The organism is Stenotrophomonas sp. YJH_SMC_43 (genome assembly GCF_059372535.1).
Genome location: NZ_JCAFVQ010000002.1, coordinates 401,438 through 419,483, shown reverse-complemented (window position 1 = coordinate 419,483; position 18,046 = coordinate 401,438). Strand labels below are relative to the sequence as shown.

Genomic DNA, 18,046 nt, shown 5'->3' with positions numbered 1-18,046 from the left:
CGCCACAAGCGGCGATCAATGCCCACGCAGGTCGCGTGGGCGGAAGCCCATCGCCAGCATGGCCACCGCGTAGGTCGCGCCGCCACCGCCGACCAGCAGTGCCAGGGCACCGATCCGCTCCCATACGCTCATGGCCGAGAAGCCCGGCAGCCAGTACAGCAGGGCCAGCAGCACACCGACCATGGCCGCGCAGGCCAGCAGCAGGCGGGCCAGATAGCCGCCCCAGCCCGGCCGGCGCTGGTAGACGTCGGTCTTACCCAGCCAGTACCACAGCAGGCCCAGGTTCAGGTAACTGGACAGTGCGCTGGCAATGCCCAGCGCCAGGTGCAGGCCCGGCTGCTTGCCGATGGCCGCCATCACGCCCTGCGCCTTCAGTTCGTCCGGCACCATCACCTGGTACAGCACGGCCAGCAGGGCGAAGTTGAACACCATGTTGGCCACCAGCGCGGCCACACCGGCGCGTACCGGAGTCTTGGTGTCCTGGCGGGCGTAGAACGCCGGCAGCACCACCTTCAGCAGGGCGAACGCCGGCAGGCCGAAACTCAGGCCGTACACCGACAGCGCGGTCATGCGGGTATCGAAGGCGCTGAACTGGCCGTGCTGGAAGATGGTCGCGATCAGCGGTTCGGCCAAAAGCAGCAGGCCCAGCATGGCCGGCACCGAAATCAGCAGGGTCATGCGCAGGCCCCAGTCCAGCGAGCGCGAGAAGCCCTCGCGGTCGGTACTCACGTGGTGGCGGGCCAGCGCCGGCAGGATCACCGTGCCCAGGGCCACGCCGAACACGCCCAGCGGCAGCTCCAGGAAGCGGTCGGCCAGCGACAGCCAGGACTGCGAGCCGTCGGTCAGCTTGGCCGCGATGACCGTGTCCAGCAGCAGGTTGATCTGCGCCACCGAGGAGCCGAACAGGGTCGGCACCATCAGCGTCATCACCTTGCGCACACCCGGGTGGCTCCAGCCCCAGCGCGGCAGGGCCAGCAGGTTGATGCCCTTCAGCGAGGGCAGCTGGAACAGCAGCTGCAGGATGCCGGCAGCCAGTACCGCCCAGCCCAGCGCCAGGATCTGCTTCTCTGGTGTGCCGCCCAGCCGCGGCGCCAGCCACAGCGCACCGGCGATCATGCACAGGTTGAGGATGACCGGGGTCAGCGCCGGCATCGCGAAGCGCTGGAAGCTGTTCAGCGCGCCGCCGGCCAGCGCGGTGAGCGAGACGAACAACAGGAACGGGAAGGTCAGGCGGAACAGGTCGACCAGCAGGCCCTGCTTCACCGGGTCGGTATCAACGCCGCTTGAGAAGACCGAGGCCAGCTGCGGCGCGAAGATCAGCGCCAGCGCGGTGACCAGCATCAGCACCCCACCCAGGGTGCCGGCGGTGCGGGCCATCAGTTCACGCAGTTCGGCGTGGCTGCGGGTTTCCTTCACTTCCGTGAACACCGGCACGAAAGCGGTAGCGAAGGAGCCTTCGGCGAACAACCGGCGCAGGAAATTGGGTACCCTGAAGGCAACCCAGAACGCATCGGTGACCGCATTGGTGCCGAACGTGGTGGTGATCACCTGGTCCCGGACAAGTCCGAGCACCCGCGAGACCATGGTCATGCTGCTGAACGACAGCAGGCCTCGCAACATCTTCGGTGAACTCACTCAGCGTCCCTCTTGACAATCGACTTGACGTGCATTTCTCGGGCCATCATACTAGCTAGCTTGCTGTTCCCATAACACCGATTTTTTCAGGAAACCACCACCGTGGCCAATATCAAGTCCGCCAAGAAGCGCGCCAAGCAGACCGTCGTGCGCAACGCGCGCAACGTGGCTCAGCGCTCGATGCTGCGCACCGCTGTCAAGAAAGTGATCAAGGCGCTGGACGCCAACGATGCCGCCGGCGCCGAAGCCGCCTTCGCCGTTGCCCAGCCGATCCTGGATCGCTTCAGCGCGCGTGGCCTGATCCACAAGAACAAGGCTGCTCGCCATAAGAGCCGCCTGAACGACCGCATCAAGGCCCTCAAGGCCGCCTGATCCGGCGTTGCCGCCCTGCCCTTCGGGGTTGGGCTGCAGACAAAAGCCCGGCCCCGGCCGGGTTTTTTGTTGCCTGCGATCCAGCTTATGTAGAGCCGAGCCCACGCTCGGCTGCCGTCTGCGCGGAAAGCCGAGCATGGCTCAGCTCTACAGGAAAGGCAGTCCCAACAAAAAACCCGGCCGAAGCCGGGTTTTTTGCACGGAACCACAACGGCATTACTGCGCGTTGCGGGCTTCCAGTTCGTCTTCCTTCTGGCGATCGAAGAAGGCCATGATCCGGCTCATGATCGGGAAGGTGCCTTCGCGGCCCAGCGCGGAGACCAGGAACCACGGCTCCTTCCAGCCCAGCTCGGCGACGATCTGCTCGGCCGCGGCCTGCGCCTCGTCTTCGAACATCAGGTCAGCCTTGTTCAGCACCAGCCAGCGCGGCTTGTTCAGCAGCTCCGGATCGTGCTTCTCCAGCTCGCGTTCGATCGCACGCACCTGCTCCACCGGCGAAATCCCCTCCACGCCGCCTTCCATCGGCGAGATGTCCACCAGGTGCAGCAGCAGGCGGGTGCGCTGCAGGTGGCGCAGGAACTGCGCACCCAGGCCGGCGCCGTCCGCAGCGCCTTCGATCAGGCCCGGAATGTCGGCGATCACGAAGCTGCGGTGGTTCTCCACCTTCACCACGCCCAGGTTCGGGTACAGCGTGGTGAACGGGTAATCGGCCACCTTCGGCGTTGCAGCCGAAACGGCACGGATCAGGGTGCTCTTGCCGGCATTGGGGAAGCCCAGCAGGCCGACGTCGGCCAGCAGCTTCAGCTCCAGCTTCAGCGTGCGCTCCTCACCCGGCTCGCCCGGCAGCGCCTGGCGCGGCGAGCGATTGGTCGAGCTCTTGAAGTGCATGTTGCCCAGGCCACCGCGGCCGCCCTTGGCCACCAGCAGGCGATCGCCGTGCTGGGTCAGGTCGCCGATGACTTCATCGGTGGCGACGTTGATCACCACGGTGCCGACCGGCACGGTGATGGTCAGGTCTTCGCCGCCCTTGCCATAGGCCTGGCGACCCATGCCGTTCTCGCCACGCTGCGCCTTGAAGATGCGGTCATGGCGGAAGTCGACCAGGGTGTTCAGGTTTTCGTCGGCGCGGATGTACACGCTGCCGCCCGCACCGCCGTCGCCGCCGTCCGGGCCGCCGAGCGGAATGAACTTCTCGCGACGGAAGCCAATGCAGCCGTTGCCGCCGTTGCCGGCGAACACTTCGATTTCTGCTTCGTCTACCAGTTTCATTGTTTCGATGCCTGCGATGGGCGCGGCCTGCCAGCCGCCGCCTTGAATGTCATGCCAGCCACTGGCCGGCAACCCGGCCTGGCCGGTCTTGCGTCCACTCTAACGAAAAGCCCCGCCGAAGCGGGGCTCTTCATGCAGCGTGCTCTTCATCCAGCACGGCCATGCCGAGGCACGGGTGCCGGCGATGCCTGGATCAGGCGTCGGCCGAGACGATGCTGACGGTGCGGCGCTTCTTGGCGCCCTTGACCGAGAACTCCACCTTGCCGTCCACGAGGGCGAACAGGGTGTGGTCACGGCCCAGGCCAACGCCCGAACCCGGGTGGAACTGGGTGCCGCGCTGACGCACGATGATGTTGCCGGCTTCGATGGCCTGGCCGCCGAAGATCTTGACGCCCAGGTACTTCGGGTTGGAGTCGCGACCGTTGCGCGAGGAGCCTACGCCCTTTTTATGTGCCATGACTGCTTCTCCTGATGCTTAGCCGGCGATGCCGGTGATCTCGATTTCGGTGTAGTACTGACGGTGACCCTGACGCTTCATGTGGTGCTTGCGGCGACGGAACTTGATGATCCGGACCTTGTCAGCACGACCCTGGGACAGGACCTTGGCGGTGACGGCAGCGCCCTTCAGCGCATCGCCCAGCTTCACGCCGTCGCTGTCACCCAGCATCAGGATGTTGTCAAACTTGATCTCGCTGCCGACTTCGACTTCGAGCTTTTCAATGCGGAGCTTTTCGCCCTGCGCCACGCGGTATTGCTTACCGCCGGTGACCAGTACTGCGTACATGACCAGGCCTTCCTCTGTAGTTATTGTGGTCTGAGCTGCCGCCATCGAGGGCGGACAGGAGCGGAATTGTACGCAGATCAGCGGGCGCGGGTCAAGTCAACCCCTGCACAGCCCGGGGCCGGCCCTGTAGGGCCGAGCCATGCCCGGCTGAACGGTCCGGGGCCCAGGCAGCCGGGCATGGCCCGGCTCTACACAAAGCTGTCGGCCTGTCTCATCAGGTGAGACATCGGGCTGGCATTGTCGCCCATTGCCCCCATCTGGTCACCTCGGTAGGCTGACCGATTGCCGTTCCCTGCTGGCCCGGCACCCAGCCAACGCCCCCACAACCGGATCCCCCATGGCGATGGATTTCATCCGCATCCGCGGCGCGCGGACGCACAATCTGAAGAACCTCGACCTCGACCTGCCCCGCGACAAGCTGATCGTGATCACCGGCCTGTCCGGTTCGGGCAAGTCCTCGCTGGCGTTCGACACCATCTATGCAGAAGGCCAGCGCCGCTACGTCGAATCGCTGTCGGCCTATGCGCGCCAGTTCCTGAGCGTGATGGAAAAGCCGGACCTGGACCACATCGAAGGCCTGTCTCCGGCCATCTCGATCGAGCAGAAGTCGACCTCGCACAACCCGCGTTCGACGGTCGGCACCATCACCGAGATCTACGACTACCTGCGCCTGCTGTACGCCCGCGTCGGCACTCCGCGCTGCCCGGACCACGGCTATCCGCTGGAAGCGCAGACGGTCAGCCAGATGGTCGATCAGGTACTGACCCTGGACCCGGAACAGCGCTACATGCTGCTGGCCCCGGTCATCCGCGACCGCAAGGGCGAACACGCCCAGGTGTTCGACCAGCTGCGCGCGCAGGGCTTCGTGCGTGTGCGCGTGGACGGCGAGCTGCATGAAATCGATGCGGTGCCGCCGCTGGCGCTGCGCCAGAAGCACACCATCGAGGCGGTGATCGACCGCTTCCGCCCGCGCGAGGACATCAAGCAGCGCCTGGCCGAGAGCTTCGAGACCGCGCTGAAGCTCGGCGATGGCATGGCCTCGGTGCAGAGCCTGGACACCGCCGACGCCACGCCGGCACTGTTCTCCTCCAAGTACTCCTGCCCGGTCTGCGACTACTCGCTGCCGGAGCTGGAACCGCGTCTGTTCTCGTTCAACGCACCGATGGGTGCCTGTCCCGGCTGCGATGGCCTGGGCATCGCCGAGTTCTTCGACCCTTCGCGCGTGGTCGTGCACCCGGAGCTGTCGCTGGCCGCTGGTGCGGTGCGTGGCTGGGACCGTCGCAACGCCTACTACTTCCAGCTGATCGCCTCGCTGGCCAAGCACTACAAGTTCGACGTGGACGCCGCGTGGAACTCGCTGTCGGCCAAGATCCAGCAGGCCGTGCTGTACGGCAGCGGCGACGAAACGATCACCTTCACCTACTTCACCGAAGCCGGTGGCCGCACCCAGCGCAAGCATCGCTTCGAGGGCATCATTCCCAACCTCGAACGCCGCTACAAGGAAACCGAATCGCCGGCGGTGCGCGAGGAGCTGTCCAAGTACATCAGCGAACGGCCGTGCCCGGAATGCAACGGCGCGCGCCTGAACAAGGCGGCACGCAACGTGTTCGTGGCCGATCGTCCGCTACCGGAGCTGGTGGTGCTGCCGATCGACGAGGCACTGAAGTTCTTCAGCGAACTGAGCCTGCCGGGCTGGCGCGGCGAGATCGCCGCGAAGATCGTCAAGGAGATCGGCGAACGCCTCGGCTTCCTGGTCGATGTCGGCCTGGATTACCTGACCCTGGAGCGCAAGGCCGACACCTTGTCCGGAGGCGAGGCGCAGCGCATCCGCCTGGCCAGCCAGATCGGCGCCGGCCTGGTCGGCGTGATGTACGTGCTCGACGAGCCGTCGATCGGCCTGCACCAGCGCGACAACGAACGCCTGCTCGGCACCCTCACCCGCCTGCGTGACCTGGGCAACACGGTGATCGTGGTCGAGCATGACGAGGATGCGATCCGGCTGGCCGACTATGTGCTGGACATCGGCCCGGGCGCGGGCGTGCACGGCGGCGAGATCGTCGGCCAGGGCACCCTGCAGGACATCCTGGAGGCACCACGCTCGCTGACCGGCCAGTACCTTTCGGGCAAGCGCGCGATCGAGATCCCGGCGCGCCGGCACACCCCGAACCCGAAAATGACCCTGCATCTGCGCGGGGCGACCGGCAACAACCTGAAGGGCGTGGACCTGGCGATTCCGTCGGGGCTGCTGACCTGCGTGACCGGCGTGTCCGGCTCGGGCAAGTCGACCCTGATCAACGACACCCTGTTCTCGCTGGCCGCCAACGAGATCAACGGCGCCTCGCATCCGATCGCTCCCTACAAGGAGATCGATGGCCTGGACCTGTTCGACAAGGTGGTGGACATCGACCAGTCGCCGATCGGCCGCACCCCGCGTTCGAACCCGGCCACCTACACCGGCCTGTTCACTCCCCTGCGCGAACTGTTCGCACAGGTGCCCGAAGCGCGTGCGCGTGGCTATTCGCCGGGCCGCTTCAGCTTCAACGTGCGCGGCGGCCGCTGCGAAGCCTGCCAGGGTGATGGCCTGATCAAGGTCGAAATGCACTTCCTGCCGGACGTGTACGTGCCGTGCGATGTCTGCCATGGCAAGCGCTACAACCGCGAGACGCTGGAGATCCTGTACAAGGGCTTCAACATCAACGACGTGCTGGAAATGACCGTCGAGGATGCGCTGAAGCTGTTCGAGCCGGTGCCGTCGATCGCGCGCAAGCTGGAAACACTGGTCGACGTCGGCCTGAGCTACATCAAGCTGGGCCAGAGCGCGACCACATTGTCCGGTGGTGAAGCGCAGCGCGTGAAGCTGTCCAAGGAACTGTCACGCCGCGATACCGGCCGCACCCTGTACATCCTCGACGAGCCGACCACCGGCCTGCACTTCCACGACATCGAAGCGCTGCTGGGCGTGCTGCACAAGCTGCGCGACGAAGGCAACACGGTGGTGGTGATCGAGCACAACCTGGACGTGATCAAGACCGCCGACTGGATTGTGGATCTGGGACCGGAAGGCGGCCATCGCGGTGGCACCATCCTGGTCACCGGCACGCCGGAGGACGTGGCGGCCTGCCCGCAGTCGTACACCGGCCAGTTCCTGGCCCGCATGCTGCCCTCCACCAGCGCGCGCCCGGAGCAACCGGCTGCGGTGGCCAACAAGCCCGACGCCCGTCCGCCACGCAAGGTGAAGCCTGAGAAGCCGGCGAAGAAGGCGGTGGCTGCCAAGAGCACCGGCAAGACCAGCAAGACCGCGACGACCCGCAAGAAGAAGGACGCCTGATGAGCAGCGAACACAAGATCCTGGCCCGCATCCCGATCAGCGTGCGGTGGCGCGACATGGACAGCATGGGCCACGTCAACAACGCCAAGTACATTTCCTATCTGGAAGAAGCCCGCGTGCGCTGGATGCTGGGCGTTGAAGGCGTGTCGATGACCGACCGCATCGCACCGGTGGTGGCCGCGACCAACGTCAACTACCGGCTGCCGATCGTGTGGCCCAACGACATCCTGGTCGAGCTGTTCGTCGAGCGCCTGGGCAACAGCAGCGTGACCATCGGCCACCGCATCGTCGACCAGCAGGACGATTCGAAGCTGTATTCCGACGGTAACGTGGTGGTGGTCTGGATGGATACGCAGACCGGCAGGAGCGCACCGCTGCCGGAGGCGATCCGCAGCGCGTCGAGCTGATCCGCTTCTGGTAGATGCCGACCTTGGTCGGCGTCTGGTCCGCCGGGCATGGCCCGGCGCTACCGTTGCAATTCAAAGGATTGACATGATCCATCAGACTGAACTGAGCGACCTGCTGCCCGGCATGGTCCCCTTCCCCACCGACGTCTTCCCCGCTGACCAGGCGTGGCTCGCCCAGCATCTGCTGCCGCTGCTGAAGATCGACCTGGGCGTGCTGCGCCCGGAACTGGCCGGCCAGGTGGCGACGATGCTGTGCCCGATCGAGCCGTACGAAGGCTGCATCGGCGACAACACCGAAGAACACCACAACGAGTTCACCGGCAGCAACTGGATCTCGTTCGAATTAACGGACGACAACCGCATGCGCTTCCTCGGCAACGAGGGCTATTTCCAGGGCGACGCAGTAGAAGACGAAGACGCGCGTGCGCATAGTGCTGAGATGCGCGGCAGCCATGCCAAGGCCCAGGCCTATTTCCAGCAGCACGGCAGGCTGGCCAGCTATTCGCGCTATGGCGATGGTGAGCCCGGCGAGCAAGCGTGGCTGGATGCGCTGGGCGGCGCGATTTCGTATGGCAACTGGACGGAGACTGCAGAGATCCCGACAGCATTTGGGATCTCAATCCTCCCTCCAATGCATGACCGTGATCGCACGCCAGACATGGAAGACGTAACCATCACCCGCAATGGCAACAAGTTCTTCGCCGTGGCCGAAGTCGCCGGCTACAACTGGTGCGCCACCGGTGCCGATGCGATCGTGATGCTGTACGAGCCGGAAAGCCGCACGGTGCTGTTCTCGTACGACTGGACGTAAGCCCCCGCAGTAGTGCCGGCTGCTGGCCGGCATTTCCTGTGCTGCCGGCCAGCGGCCGGCACTACCATCCCGCTACGGCGCAGCCTTGCGCACGGTCAGCGCCGCACTCGCTTCGCCACCGCCTTCCAGCTGCAGCCGCAGCGGCAGCGCCTGGCCTTCCTTCAACGGGCCCTTGCCCTGCATCAGCATCAGGTGCAGGCCACCGGGCTTGAGCTCGGCACGCGCGCCCGGTGCCAGTGGCAGGCGCTCGATCGCGCGCATCCGGCTGACCCCATCGACGATGGTGGTTTCGTGCAGCGACACATCGCCAAACACCGCACTGCTTGCGCCGGTGATCACCACCGCCTTGCTGCAGCCGTTGTGGATCACGCCGTAGCCGGCGGTCATCGGCATCGCCGGATTCGGTGGCAACCGCGCCCAGCCCTGCTCCACCGTGACGCAGGCCGGTTCCGCCGCCGAAACCGATGCTGCGGCCGCACACAGAACCAACAGTACGCCAACGAATGGTTTGGTTATCATCGTCCAGGTTCCTTCTTCGCAACGAGACCGCAGCATGACGACGCTCATCGAGGTGATCAACCATGGCCCCATTCGCGAACTGCGCCTGGCGCGGCCGCCGGTCAACGCACTGGACACCGAACTGTGCCGGCAGTTGATCCATGCCATCGAGCTGGCCATGGCCGAAGACGCGCACGGCATCGTGCTGTCGGGCAGCGAGCGAATCTTCACCGGCGGCATGGACGTGCCGCACCTGCTCTCGCATGGAGATGACAAGCACAAGTTGCTGGACACCTGGAACGCCTTCTTTGGCGCCGTGCGCACGCTGGCCGAGAGCCGCATTCCGGTGGTCGCGGCGATCACCGGCCACGCCCCGGCGGGTGGCTGCGTGCTGGCCCTGTGCTGCGACTACCGCGTCATGGCGCGCAGCGCCGATCCGTCGCGACCATATGCCATCGGCCTGAACGAAGTGCAGGTCGGCCTGATCGCACCGGAGGGCATCCAGCGCCTGCTGCGCCGTGCGGTGGGCGTGCACCGCGCCGGTGTCCTGCTGACCACCGGTTCGCTGGTGCCGGCCGAACAGGCGCTGCAGATCGGCCTGGTCGACGAACTGGCCGAAGGTGACCTGGTGGTCGCGCGTGCCGTGGCCTGGCTGCAGAACCTGCTCAAGCAGCCGCGCCAGCCGATGCTGCTGACCCGCGCCATCGCCCGCGCGGACCTGCACGTGGCGCTGCAGCCGGACCTGATCCAGCTCGACCGCTTCGTCGAGGCCTGGTTTGCGCCGGACGCACAGAACGCCCTGCAGGCGCTCGTGGCCCGCCTCGGCAAATAGCGGTTGCCTCGCCCGGGGTCAGATCCCTTTCGCCGGGCGAAAGGGAACTGACCCCTGACCGGTATAATCAGGCCCTCTTTCACTGCCGTGGCCGCCCCCTTGAACGACACGCCCGAACCCGTCGTCTCCGAGCTGATCGACCTGCTCACCCTGGAGCGGCTGGAGGACAACCTGTTCCGCGGGCAGAGCCGCGACATCGGCACCAAGTACGTGTTCGGCGGGCAGGTGCTGGGCCAGGCGCTGGCCGCGGCCCAGGCCACGGTCGACAACGGCCGCCACGTGCACTCACTGCACGCCTACTTTCTGCGCGCCGGCAACATCGACCACCCGATCGTCTACGACGTGGACCGCACCCGCGACGGCGGCAGCTTCTCGGTACGCCGGGTCACTGCGATCCAGCACGGCAAGGTGATCTTCTTCTGCGCGGCCTCGTTCCAGCAGGCCGAGACCGGCGCCGAGCACCAGCACAAGATGCCCGAAGTGCCGCAGCCGGAAGACATCGAACCGAACCGTCCGCTGCCGGCCGAAGTGCTGGAGCGGCTGCCGATCAAGGTGCAGCGCTGGCTGTCGCGCGGCGGCCCGTTCGAGTTCCGCCATGTCTACCCGCGTGACGAACTGAACCCGCCCAAGCGTCCGCCCTACCACCAGGTGTGGCTGCGCCTGAGCGAGCCGGTCGGCGACGCCCCGGAACTGCACCAGGCGCTGCTGGCCTATGCCTCCGATTTCCACCTGCTGGGAACGGCAACCTTCCCGCACGGCATCAGCTATTACCACCCGCACGTGCAGATGGCCTCGCTCGACCACGCGATCTGGTTCCATCGCCCGTTCCGCGCCGACGACTGGCTGCTGTACTCCCTGGACAGCCCCAGCGCGCAGGATTCGCGCGGCCTGGCCCGCGGCCAGTTCTTCACCCGCAACGGCGTGCTGGTGGCCAGTACCGCGCAGGAGGGCCTGATCCGCGTGGTTCCCGACCAGGCCGCGGCCGCCGCCGTGCCGGCCAAGGAGTAAACCGATGCGCCAGATCTTCAGCAGCCAGCGCGTGGAAACCGTCGAAGGCGTAGCCGACCTGCTGCGCGAGCACGGCATCGACGTCAAGGTGACCAACGGGCGCTCGTACAAGACCCGCCGCCGCGGTCAGTTCAGCTATACCGACCTTGGCAACGCCAACGCCTACCCGGCAGTCTGGATCGTGCGCGCCGACGATCAGCCGCGCGCACGCGAAATCCTGCGCGAGGCCCGCCTGCTCGACACCACCCGCCGCGACCACCCAACCGCCGAGTTCGCCTTCCGCGACACCGCCGAAACGAGCGGCAGCGGCCGCGGCTGGGCCTGGCGCATCCGCATCGCCCTGCTGGTGGTGATCGCCGGCGTGGCGCTGGTGATCGGCCTGCGCCATCGCGGCGCCCCGGCACCTGCCGCACCGGCCCCTGCCCCGCAGGCCCAGCCGCAGCAGGCGCAACCGGCCCCTCAGGCCGCGTCGGAAGAGGAAGAAATCCGGGTCCGTATCCAGCCCTCCAAGTAAGAGGCGGTAGCGCCGGGCCATGCCCGGCGAGCACAGCGGCCTGGCAGCAGGGTCGCGACTTCACCGTAACCCGTCAGGATTGGAGCCCCCTTGTTGTTCAAGGGGGTGCGCCAACGGCGCGGGGATGAGGTGGAATGCGCGGACCGCAGATGCATCAGCATCTGCGGTCACATTGGGCGCGCAGCTCCGTCATGGGACACAATCCCAGCAGGAGAGCCGCCGCCATGACGACGTTCGCCGCATCGATTGACCAGACCCTGGAACGCGAACTGCCCGCTGCCGCCAGCGGTTGCCAGCACGCCTACGGCCGCATCGTGCTGGCCTGCCAGAACACGGTCACCGCCATCGCGCTGGCCATCACCCGCGACCGCCAGGCCAGCGAGGACATTGCCCAGGAAGCCTTTGTGAAGGGCTGGCAGCAGCTGCACCAGCTGCGCAGCGCGACCAGCTTCCTGCCGTGGCTGCGGCAGATCACCCGCAACCTGGCCCGCGACTGGCTGCGCGCCCAGCGTGGCCGTCCACTGACCGGCGAGGCGGCCGAGGTGGCGATGGGGATGGCCGCAGATCCGTCGCCGGGCGCCGCCGATCGCCTGCAGCGGGTGGAGGAAGAAATCGCCGCCGAGGACATCATCTCCACCCTACCCGCCGACAGCCGCGAAGTGCTGTTGCTGTACTACCGCGAAGGCCAGCGCTCGCAGCAAGTGGCCGACCTGCTCGGTCTCAGCGACGCGGCGGTGCGCAAGCGCCTGTCGCGCGCCCGCACCCTGGTGCGCGACGGCCTGCTGCAGCGCTTCGGTGAGTTCGCACGCAGCAGCGCGCCGAGCGCTGCATTCGCCACCGCCGTGGTGTCGATGGTCCTGGTGGCCGCACCCGGCACCGCCAGTGCCGCGATCCTGCTCAGCACCGGCGTCGGCGTGGGCGGCAGCAAGCTGGGCCTGGGCGGCGTCAGTGCCGCAGGCGGCGCAGCCATGGGTTCACTGACGGCCGCCGCCAGCCAGCTGCACCTGATACCCGCCAGCAACTGGGCCGCCGTTGCCGGGGGCGTCGTCGGTGGCATCATCGGCAGCTATCTGGGGGGCCGCTTCCTGCTGCGCTTCGCAGACACCCCGCAGGAACGGGCGGCCGTGCGACGGTTCGTGCACCTCAATACGTTCACTGCGATGGTCGTCTGCACCAGCCTGTTGGTTTCGCTGATGCTGCAGGTGCCGCTGTGGCTGCAACTTGCCATTCTCGTCATCGGCCTGGGTACGGTGAACTACCAGTGCCTGGTGCCGCTGCAGCGCGTGATGGCCCCCATGATCGCGCGTGATTCGGCGCGGCGCGGCCGCAGCGGAACCAACTGGCAATACGAATCCGTCTACGGGCGCACCGGCATCATCGGCGCGAACGTCTTCGTGATCGCCCTGGTGGTGTATGCATTGATGCGCAGCGGAAACGTATAACGGACAACGCCGGCAGTCTGCCGGCGTTGTCGTCATTCACTGCGTCGACCCTCAGCGCTGCGGCGCCGGTGCGCCACCGTCTCGCGGACCGCCATGGCGCGGGCCACCGTGCATCGGGCCCTTGGCGGCGTCGAACTCGGCCTTGCTCAGCTGGCCGTCCTTGTTGGTGTCGGCGGCAGCGAACCAGGCATCACGATGCTGCTTCATGCGCAGCTCGCGGTCGGCCTTGTCCAGATAGCCGTCCTTGTTCAGATCACGCTGGTCGAAGCGCGCGGCCAGGCGCGGATCGGCCTTGGCTTCCTCGCGGCTGATGCGGCCGTCCTTGTTGACGTCCAGCTTGGCCCAGCGCTCACCGCCGTGGCCACGGCGGCCATGCTTCCAGCGCGGCAGCTCATCGCGCGAGAGCTTGCCGTCCTTGTTCTTGTCCAGCTCGTCGAACTTCGCGGCCAGGCGCGGGTTGGCAGCGGCTTCGCCGCGGTCGATGACGCCGTCGCCGTTGGTGTCCAGTTTGGCCGGACGCTGCGCGGGCGTAGCCGGGGTGTCGGCAGCGAGCGCGATACCGGAAGCGGAGGTGCCGAGCAGCAGGGCCAGCAGCAGGGGGGTACGGATCATGAGGTCACTCCTGGGGATGGGAACAGCGTCGGGGTGATCACTTCACCCTCGGGGACAACAACGCCCGGGCGCGACATCGGTTGACGCCGCTGCCGGTGCCATTCATCCGGCGGACAGTCGCCGCCACTGCGACAACCTGGGGCTATGCTGTGCCCATGGCGATGCATGGCGACAGAGACGACGAACTGCGACTTTTCCAGACCGGCGAGCACCCCTGCGGGTACTGGTCGGACCGGGTGGCACGCGACCTGGTGCTGGACCCGAACGACCGCCGCCTCGGTGCGCTCTATCCGCTGGCACTGAGCTGGGGCTTCCGCCGCAGCGGCGATCTGGTCTACCGGCCCCATTGCGCGCACTGCCAGGCCTGCGTGGCGGTGCGGATCCCGGTGGCGCGCTTCGCTCCGGACCGCAGCCAGCGCCGCTGCGCCGCCCGCAATGCAGACCTGGAGGTACGGATCACCGCCGCCACCGCCCGCGACGACCTGTTCGCGCTGTATCACCGCTACCTCACCCACCGTCACGCCAATGGCGGCATGGACGACCACGGCCCGCACGAATTCGAGCAGTTCCTGATCGGCAGCTGGTCGCACACCCGTTTCATGGAAATGCGCCTGCCCGGCCACGACGGCCAGCCCAGCCAACTGCTGGGGGTGGCGGTGACCGACGTCACCGAGCACGGCCTGTCGGCGGTCTACACGTTCTTCGACCCGGACCACGCCGCGCGCGGGCTGGGCACCTTCGCGATCCTGCAGCAGATTGAATGGGCGCGCCGCGAGGGCCTGCCACACGTGTACCTGGGCTACTGGATCCGCGGCCACCAGAAGATGGACTACAAGCGCCGCTTCCATCCGCTGGAGGCGTACGACGGCCGCCGCTGGCACGATTTCGACAACGAACTGGACGGGCGCTGACAAACCGCTGACACCAGGCCAGGTGCACAATACGGCCCATGAACATGACCCGCCGCCATCCCCTGATCCTCGCCCTGGCCCTGCTCTGCGGCGCCACCGCCCCTGCCTTCGCCACGTCCCCCGCGATGACCGAAAAGCCGTCCACTGCGCTGCGCCTGGCTACCTACAACACCTCGCTGTACTCCGACGACGCCGGTGGCCTGATCAAGGAACTGGAAGGCGACAGCGAGCACGCACGCAAGATCGCCGCGGTACTGCAGCAGGTGCGCCCGGATCTGGTGCTGCTGAACGAATTCGATTTCGACGACGCCCATCGCGCCGCCGACCTGTTCCAGAAGCGCTACCTGGAAGTCGCCCAGCCCGGCGGCGGCAAGCCGCTGCACTTCGCCTACCGCTATCTGGCCCCGGTCAATACCGGCGTGCCCAGTGGCCTGGACCTGGACAACAACGGCGTGGTCGGCGGCGAAGGCCGCAGCCGCGGCAACGATGCGTGGGGCTACGGCCTGCACCCGGGCCAGTACGGCATGCTGGTGCTGTCGCGTTACCCGATCGATGAAGCCAAGGTACGCAGCTTCCAGCTGCTGAAATGGAGTGCGATGCCGGGTGCCATCCGCCCGGTCGATCCGCGTACCGGCCAGAGCTTCTACAACGACCAGGTGTGGTCGCAGCTGCGCCTGTCGTCGAAGTCGCATTGGGACGTGCCGGTGAAGACCCCGGCCGGCGTGGTGCATGCGCTGGTCTCGCACCCGACCCCGCCGGTGTTCGACGGCCCGGAGAAGCGCAACGCGGCGCGCAACCACGACGAGCTGCGCCTGTGGCAGGAGTACCTTTCCAAGGGTGACAAGCCGTGGCTGTGTGACGACAAGGGCCAGTGCGGTGGCCTGGCGCAGGACGCACGCTTCGTGATCCTGGGCGACCTCAACAACGACCCGGTCGACGGCGATGGCCGCCATGAGGCGATCGTCGAGCTGATCGAAAACGACCGCGTGCTGCGCTACCCCACCCCGCGCAGCGTCGGCGGTGAGCAGACCAGCCTGGCCTATGCGGCCAAGGGCATCGAGCGCAAGGGCGCACCGTTCCACGCCACCGGCGACTTCGGCCCGAAGTCCGGCACCATGCGCCTGGACTACGTACTGCCCTCGACCGGTTTCGAGTACATCGGCAGCGGCATCTTCTGGCCGGCCAATGAAAGCCCGGAGGCGAAGATCGCCGACGGCAGCGACCACCACCTGGTGTGGGTGGACGTGAAGCCGTAAGGCAGATTGCGCTGTAGAGCCGAGCCCACGCTCGGCTCTCGCGCGCGGCACGGATTGAAAAGCAGCCGAGCGTAGCGTGGGCCCGGCTCTACAGGAAACTTACGCAGCGCAGGGAAAGCCGCCGGGCATGGCCCGGCGCTACCGCTTTACGGGCGCAGTTCGACGCCGATGGCGTCGGCGGCATCACGCGCGATGGCGCGTGCTTCGTCAATGGTTTCCGCGCGCGCCAGGGTCACGCCCACGCGGCGATGGCCGTGCACGCTCGGCTTGCCGAACAGGCGCACGGCGGTGTCCGGCATCTGCAGGGCGGCGGCGACGTTGTTGAAGTACGGCACGCCCTCGCCGTGCGCCAGCAGCGCGCACGAGGCCGACGCGCCGCTCTGGCGGATCACCGGAATCGGCAGGCCGAGAATGGCGCGCGCGTGCAGCGCGAACTCGCTCAGCTCCTGCGATACCAGCGTCACCAGGCCGGTGTCGTGCGGGCGCGGCGACACTTCGCTGAACCACACCTCATCACCCTTCACGAACAGCTCGACACCGAACAGGCCCCAGCCACCGAGGTCGTCGGTGATCGCGCGCGAGATCTCTTCCGCGCGCGCCAGTGCCGCGCTCGACATCGGCTGCGGCTGCCAGCTTTCGCGATAGTCGCCGTCCTTCTGCAGGTGGCCGATCGGTGCGCAGAACGAGGTGCCGCCGGCGTGGCGCACGGTCAGCAGGGTGATCTCGTAATCAAAGTCGATGAAACCTTCGACGATGCAGCGGCCAGCACCGGCACGGCCACCGGTCTGCGCGTACTCCCAGGCCGGGGCGATGTCCGCCTCGCTGCGCAGGGTGCTCTGGCCCTTGCCCGAGGACGACATCACCGGCTTGACCACGCACGGCAGGCCGATGGCGGCCACGGCAGCACGGTACTCGGCCTCGGTATCGACGAAGCGGTACGGCGAGGTCGGCAGGCCCAGGGTTTCGGCGGCCAGGCGGCGGATGCCTTCGCGGTCCATGGTCAGGCGTGCAGCACGCGCGGTCGGGATCACCCGCAGGCCCTGCTCCTGTTCCAGCTGGACCAGGGTCTCGGTGTGGATGGCCTCGATCTCCGGCACTACCAGGTGCGGCTGCTCCTGGGCGATCAGCGCGCGCAGGGCCATCGCGTCCAGCATGTCGATCACGTGCGAGCGGTGTGCGACCTGCATCGCCGGCGCGTCGGCGTAACGGTCGGCGGCGATCACCTCCACACCCAGCCGCTGCAGCTCGATGGCCACCTCCTTGCCGAGTTCGCCCGAGCCCAGCAGCAGCACGCGGGTGGCGGAGGGGGACAACGGAGTTCCAAGCTTGGCCATGGCAGTTCCAGCAGCGATGTGAAGGCGGGTGGGCATTCTAGCTGGCCGGGCACCCGGGCCATGGCATCCGACGAACGGTAGTCGACAAGTGATATCACTTTGATATCTTCACTTCGAACCCTCAAGGACGTACCGCCATGAAAGAGAAGTCGCTTGCCTCCCTCAACGGCCTCGGCACCCTGGCCGGATCCCTGCTGGCTGCGCTGGCCGGCGGCGCGCTGTTCGTGCTGGGGGTGGCGGCCAAGGCCAGCACCGGCTCGCCCAACCTGCTGCTGATGCTGGCCGGCGTGCTGGTGGTCGCTGCCGCGGTCTTCATCCTGGCCGGCCTGTACACCATCCAGCCCAACCAGGCGGCCGTGCTGAGCCTGTTCGGCAAGTACGTCGGCACCGTCAAGGACAACGGCCTGCGCTGGAACAACCCCTTCTACGCCAAGCGCCGGGTCAGCCAGCGCGTGCGCAACTTCGAGAGCGGCAAGCTGAAGGTCAACGAGCTGGACGGCAGCCCGATCGAGATCGCCGCAGTGATCGTCTGGCAGGTGGTCGACGCCTCCGAAGCGGTCTACAACGTGGACGACTACGAGAGCTTCGTGCACATCCAGTCCGAATCCGCGCTGCGTGCGATGGCCACCAGCTATCCCTACGACCAGCACGAGGACGGCCAGCTGGCCCTGCGAAGCCACGCCAGCGAGATCTCCCAGCACCTGAAGAACGAGCTGGCCGAGCGCCTGGCCGACGCGGGTGTGCAGGTGATCGACGCGCGCATCAGCCACCTGGCCTACGCCGCTGAAATTGCCCAGGCCATGCTGCAGCGCCAGCAGGCCAACGCCGTGATCGCCGCACGCACGCGCATCGTGGCCGGTGCGGTCGGCATGGTCGAGATGGCCCTGGCCGAACTGCAGAAGAACGGCGTGGTTGAACTGGACGAGGAGCGCAAGGCGCACATGGTCAGCAACCTGCTGACCGTGCTGTGCTCGGACCGCGGCACCCAGCCGATCGTCAATGCCGGTTCGCTGTATTGAGCCACACTCGCAAC

Annotated in this window: 18 protein-coding genes; 11 read left to right on the top strand and 7 right to left on the bottom strand. The window is 67.0% G+C overall.

From position 1 onward, the window contains the following. Positions 1-15 precede the first annotated feature (15 nt). Positions 16-1,620: a murein biosynthesis integral membrane protein MurJ gene (gene murJ / locus AC5QAH_RS08265; protein WP_495232253.1), complete on the bottom strand. Its 1,605-nt coding sequence runs from the start codon at positions 1,618-1,620 to the stop codon at positions 16-18. Between the two features lie 117 nt (positions 1,621-1,737). Here murJ and rpsT point away from each other — a divergent pair, with 117 nt between their 5' ends. Next, entirely contained in the window at positions 1,738-2,007 is a 270-nt protein-coding gene (gene rpsT / locus AC5QAH_RS08260; RefSeq protein ID WP_005408560.1) for a 30S ribosomal protein S20, read from the top strand. 216 nt (positions 2,008-2,223) lie between these two features. Here the strand turns inward: rpsT and cgtA are convergent, their stop codons facing one another. From cgtA to rplU, 3 genes are all read right to left on the bottom strand, one after another. Continuing rightward, the gene (gene cgtA, locus AC5QAH_RS08255; RefSeq protein ID WP_392422527.1) at positions 2,224-3,276 is read right to left on the bottom strand and encodes an Obg family GTPase CgtA; all 1,053 of its coding nucleotides are present in this window, start codon (positions 3,274-3,276) and stop codon (positions 2,224-2,226) included. 193 nt (positions 3,277-3,469) lie between these two features. Further along, positions 3,470-3,733: a 50S ribosomal protein L27 gene (gene rpmA, locus AC5QAH_RS08250; RefSeq protein ID WP_005415704.1), complete on the bottom strand. Its 264-nt coding sequence runs from the start codon at positions 3,731-3,733 to the stop codon at positions 3,470-3,472. Positions 3,734-3,751: 18 nt separating this feature from the next. Further along, positions 3,752-4,060 (bottom strand): 50S ribosomal protein L21, encoded by a 309-nt coding sequence (gene rplU / locus AC5QAH_RS08245; protein WP_005408557.1) that lies wholly within the window; start codon positions 4,058-4,060, stop codon positions 3,752-3,754. A 337-nt stretch (positions 4,061-4,397) separates the two neighbouring features. Between rplU and uvrA the strand changes: the two genes are divergently transcribed. The 3 genes from uvrA (at position 4,398) to AC5QAH_RS08230 (ending at position 8,606) form a co-directional block, all read left to right on the top strand. After that, the gene (uvrA, locus tag AC5QAH_RS08240; protein ID WP_126560280.1) at positions 4,398-7,388 is read left to right on the top strand and encodes an excinuclease ABC subunit UvrA; all 2,991 of its coding nucleotides are present in this window, start codon (positions 4,398-4,400) and stop codon (positions 7,386-7,388) included. Next, on the top strand, positions 7,388-7,795 hold the full coding sequence (locus AC5QAH_RS08235) for an acyl-CoA thioesterase (RefSeq protein ID WP_010483330.1): 408 nt from the start codon (positions 7,388-7,390) through the stop codon (positions 7,793-7,795). Before uvrA ends, AC5QAH_RS08235 begins: the two co-directional genes overlap by 1 nt. Positions 7,796-7,880: 85 nt before the next feature. Then, positions 7,881-8,606 carry an enolase gene (locus tag AC5QAH_RS08230; RefSeq protein ID WP_495232252.1) on the top strand — a complete coding sequence of 242 codons (726 nt, stop codon included), beginning with the start codon at positions 7,881-7,883 and terminating at the stop codon, positions 8,604-8,606. Between the two features lie 72 nt (positions 8,607-8,678). On the opposite strand, the gene AC5QAH_RS08225 is transcribed toward AC5QAH_RS08230, so the two are convergent. Further along, positions 8,679-9,125 carry a copper chaperone PCu(A)C gene (locus AC5QAH_RS08225; RefSeq protein ID WP_010483333.1) on the bottom strand — a complete coding sequence of 149 codons (447 nt, stop codon included), beginning with the start codon at positions 9,123-9,125 and terminating at the stop codon, positions 8,679-8,681. 34 nt (positions 9,126-9,159) lie between these two features. Here AC5QAH_RS08225 and AC5QAH_RS08220 point away from each other — a divergent pair, with 34 nt between their 5' ends. The 4 genes from AC5QAH_RS08220 to AC5QAH_RS08205 all read left to right on the top strand — a co-directional run bounded on the left by AC5QAH_RS08220 (position 9,160) and on the right by AC5QAH_RS08205 (position 12,900). Beyond that, entirely contained in the window at positions 9,160-9,936 is a 777-nt protein-coding gene (locus tag AC5QAH_RS08220) for an enoyl-CoA hydratase/isomerase family protein (RefSeq protein ID WP_010483336.1), read from the top strand. 87 nt (positions 9,937-10,023) lie between these two features. Then, a complete protein-coding gene (gene tesB / locus AC5QAH_RS08215) occupies positions 10,024-10,944 on the top strand; it encodes an acyl-CoA thioesterase II (protein ID WP_005408551.1) in 921 nt (306 codons plus the stop codon). A gap of 4 nt (positions 10,945-10,948) precedes the next feature. Beyond that, on the top strand, positions 10,949-11,458 hold the full coding sequence (locus AC5QAH_RS08210; protein WP_495232251.1) for a pathogenicity-like protein: 510 nt from the start codon (positions 10,949-10,951) through the stop codon (positions 11,456-11,458). A 224-nt stretch (positions 11,459-11,682) separates the two neighbouring features. Then, complete coding sequence (locus tag AC5QAH_RS08205) at positions 11,683-12,900, top strand: RNA polymerase sigma factor (RefSeq protein ID WP_043396739.1); 1,218 nt, start codon at positions 11,683-11,685, stop codon at positions 12,898-12,900. 51 nt (positions 12,901-12,951) lie between these two features. Here AC5QAH_RS08205 and AC5QAH_RS08200 read toward each other — a convergent pair whose 3' ends face one another. Further along, positions 12,952-13,512, bottom strand: a complete 561-nt coding sequence (locus AC5QAH_RS08200) for an EF-hand domain-containing protein (protein WP_099560426.1) — start codon at positions 13,510-13,512, stop codon at positions 12,952-12,954. 155 nt (positions 13,513-13,667) lie between these two features. Between AC5QAH_RS08200 and AC5QAH_RS08195 the strand changes: the two genes are divergently transcribed. Beyond that, positions 13,668-14,423 (top strand): arginyltransferase, encoded by a 756-nt coding sequence (locus AC5QAH_RS08195; RefSeq protein WP_010483343.1) that lies wholly within the window; start codon positions 13,668-13,670, stop codon positions 14,421-14,423. Positions 14,424-14,461: 38 nt separating this feature from the next. Beyond that, the gene (locus tag AC5QAH_RS08190) at positions 14,462-15,679 is read left to right on the top strand and encodes an endonuclease/exonuclease/phosphatase family protein (protein ID WP_342787326.1); all 1,218 of its coding nucleotides are present in this window, start codon (positions 14,462-14,464) and stop codon (positions 15,677-15,679) included. 146 nt (positions 15,680-15,825) lie between these two features. Here the strand turns inward: AC5QAH_RS08190 and purT are convergent, their stop codons facing one another. Next, the gene (purT, locus tag AC5QAH_RS08185; RefSeq protein ID WP_257471548.1) at positions 15,826-17,013 is read right to left on the bottom strand and encodes a formate-dependent phosphoribosylglycinamide formyltransferase; all 1,188 of its coding nucleotides are present in this window, start codon (positions 17,011-17,013) and stop codon (positions 15,826-15,828) included. Between the two features lie 137 nt (positions 17,014-17,150). Here purT and AC5QAH_RS08180 point away from each other — a divergent pair, with 137 nt between their 5' ends. Then, complete coding sequence (locus tag AC5QAH_RS08180) at positions 17,151-18,032, top strand: SPFH domain-containing protein (protein ID WP_019659308.1); 882 nt, start codon at positions 17,151-17,153, stop codon at positions 18,030-18,032. Positions 18,033-18,046 lie beyond the last annotated feature (14 nt).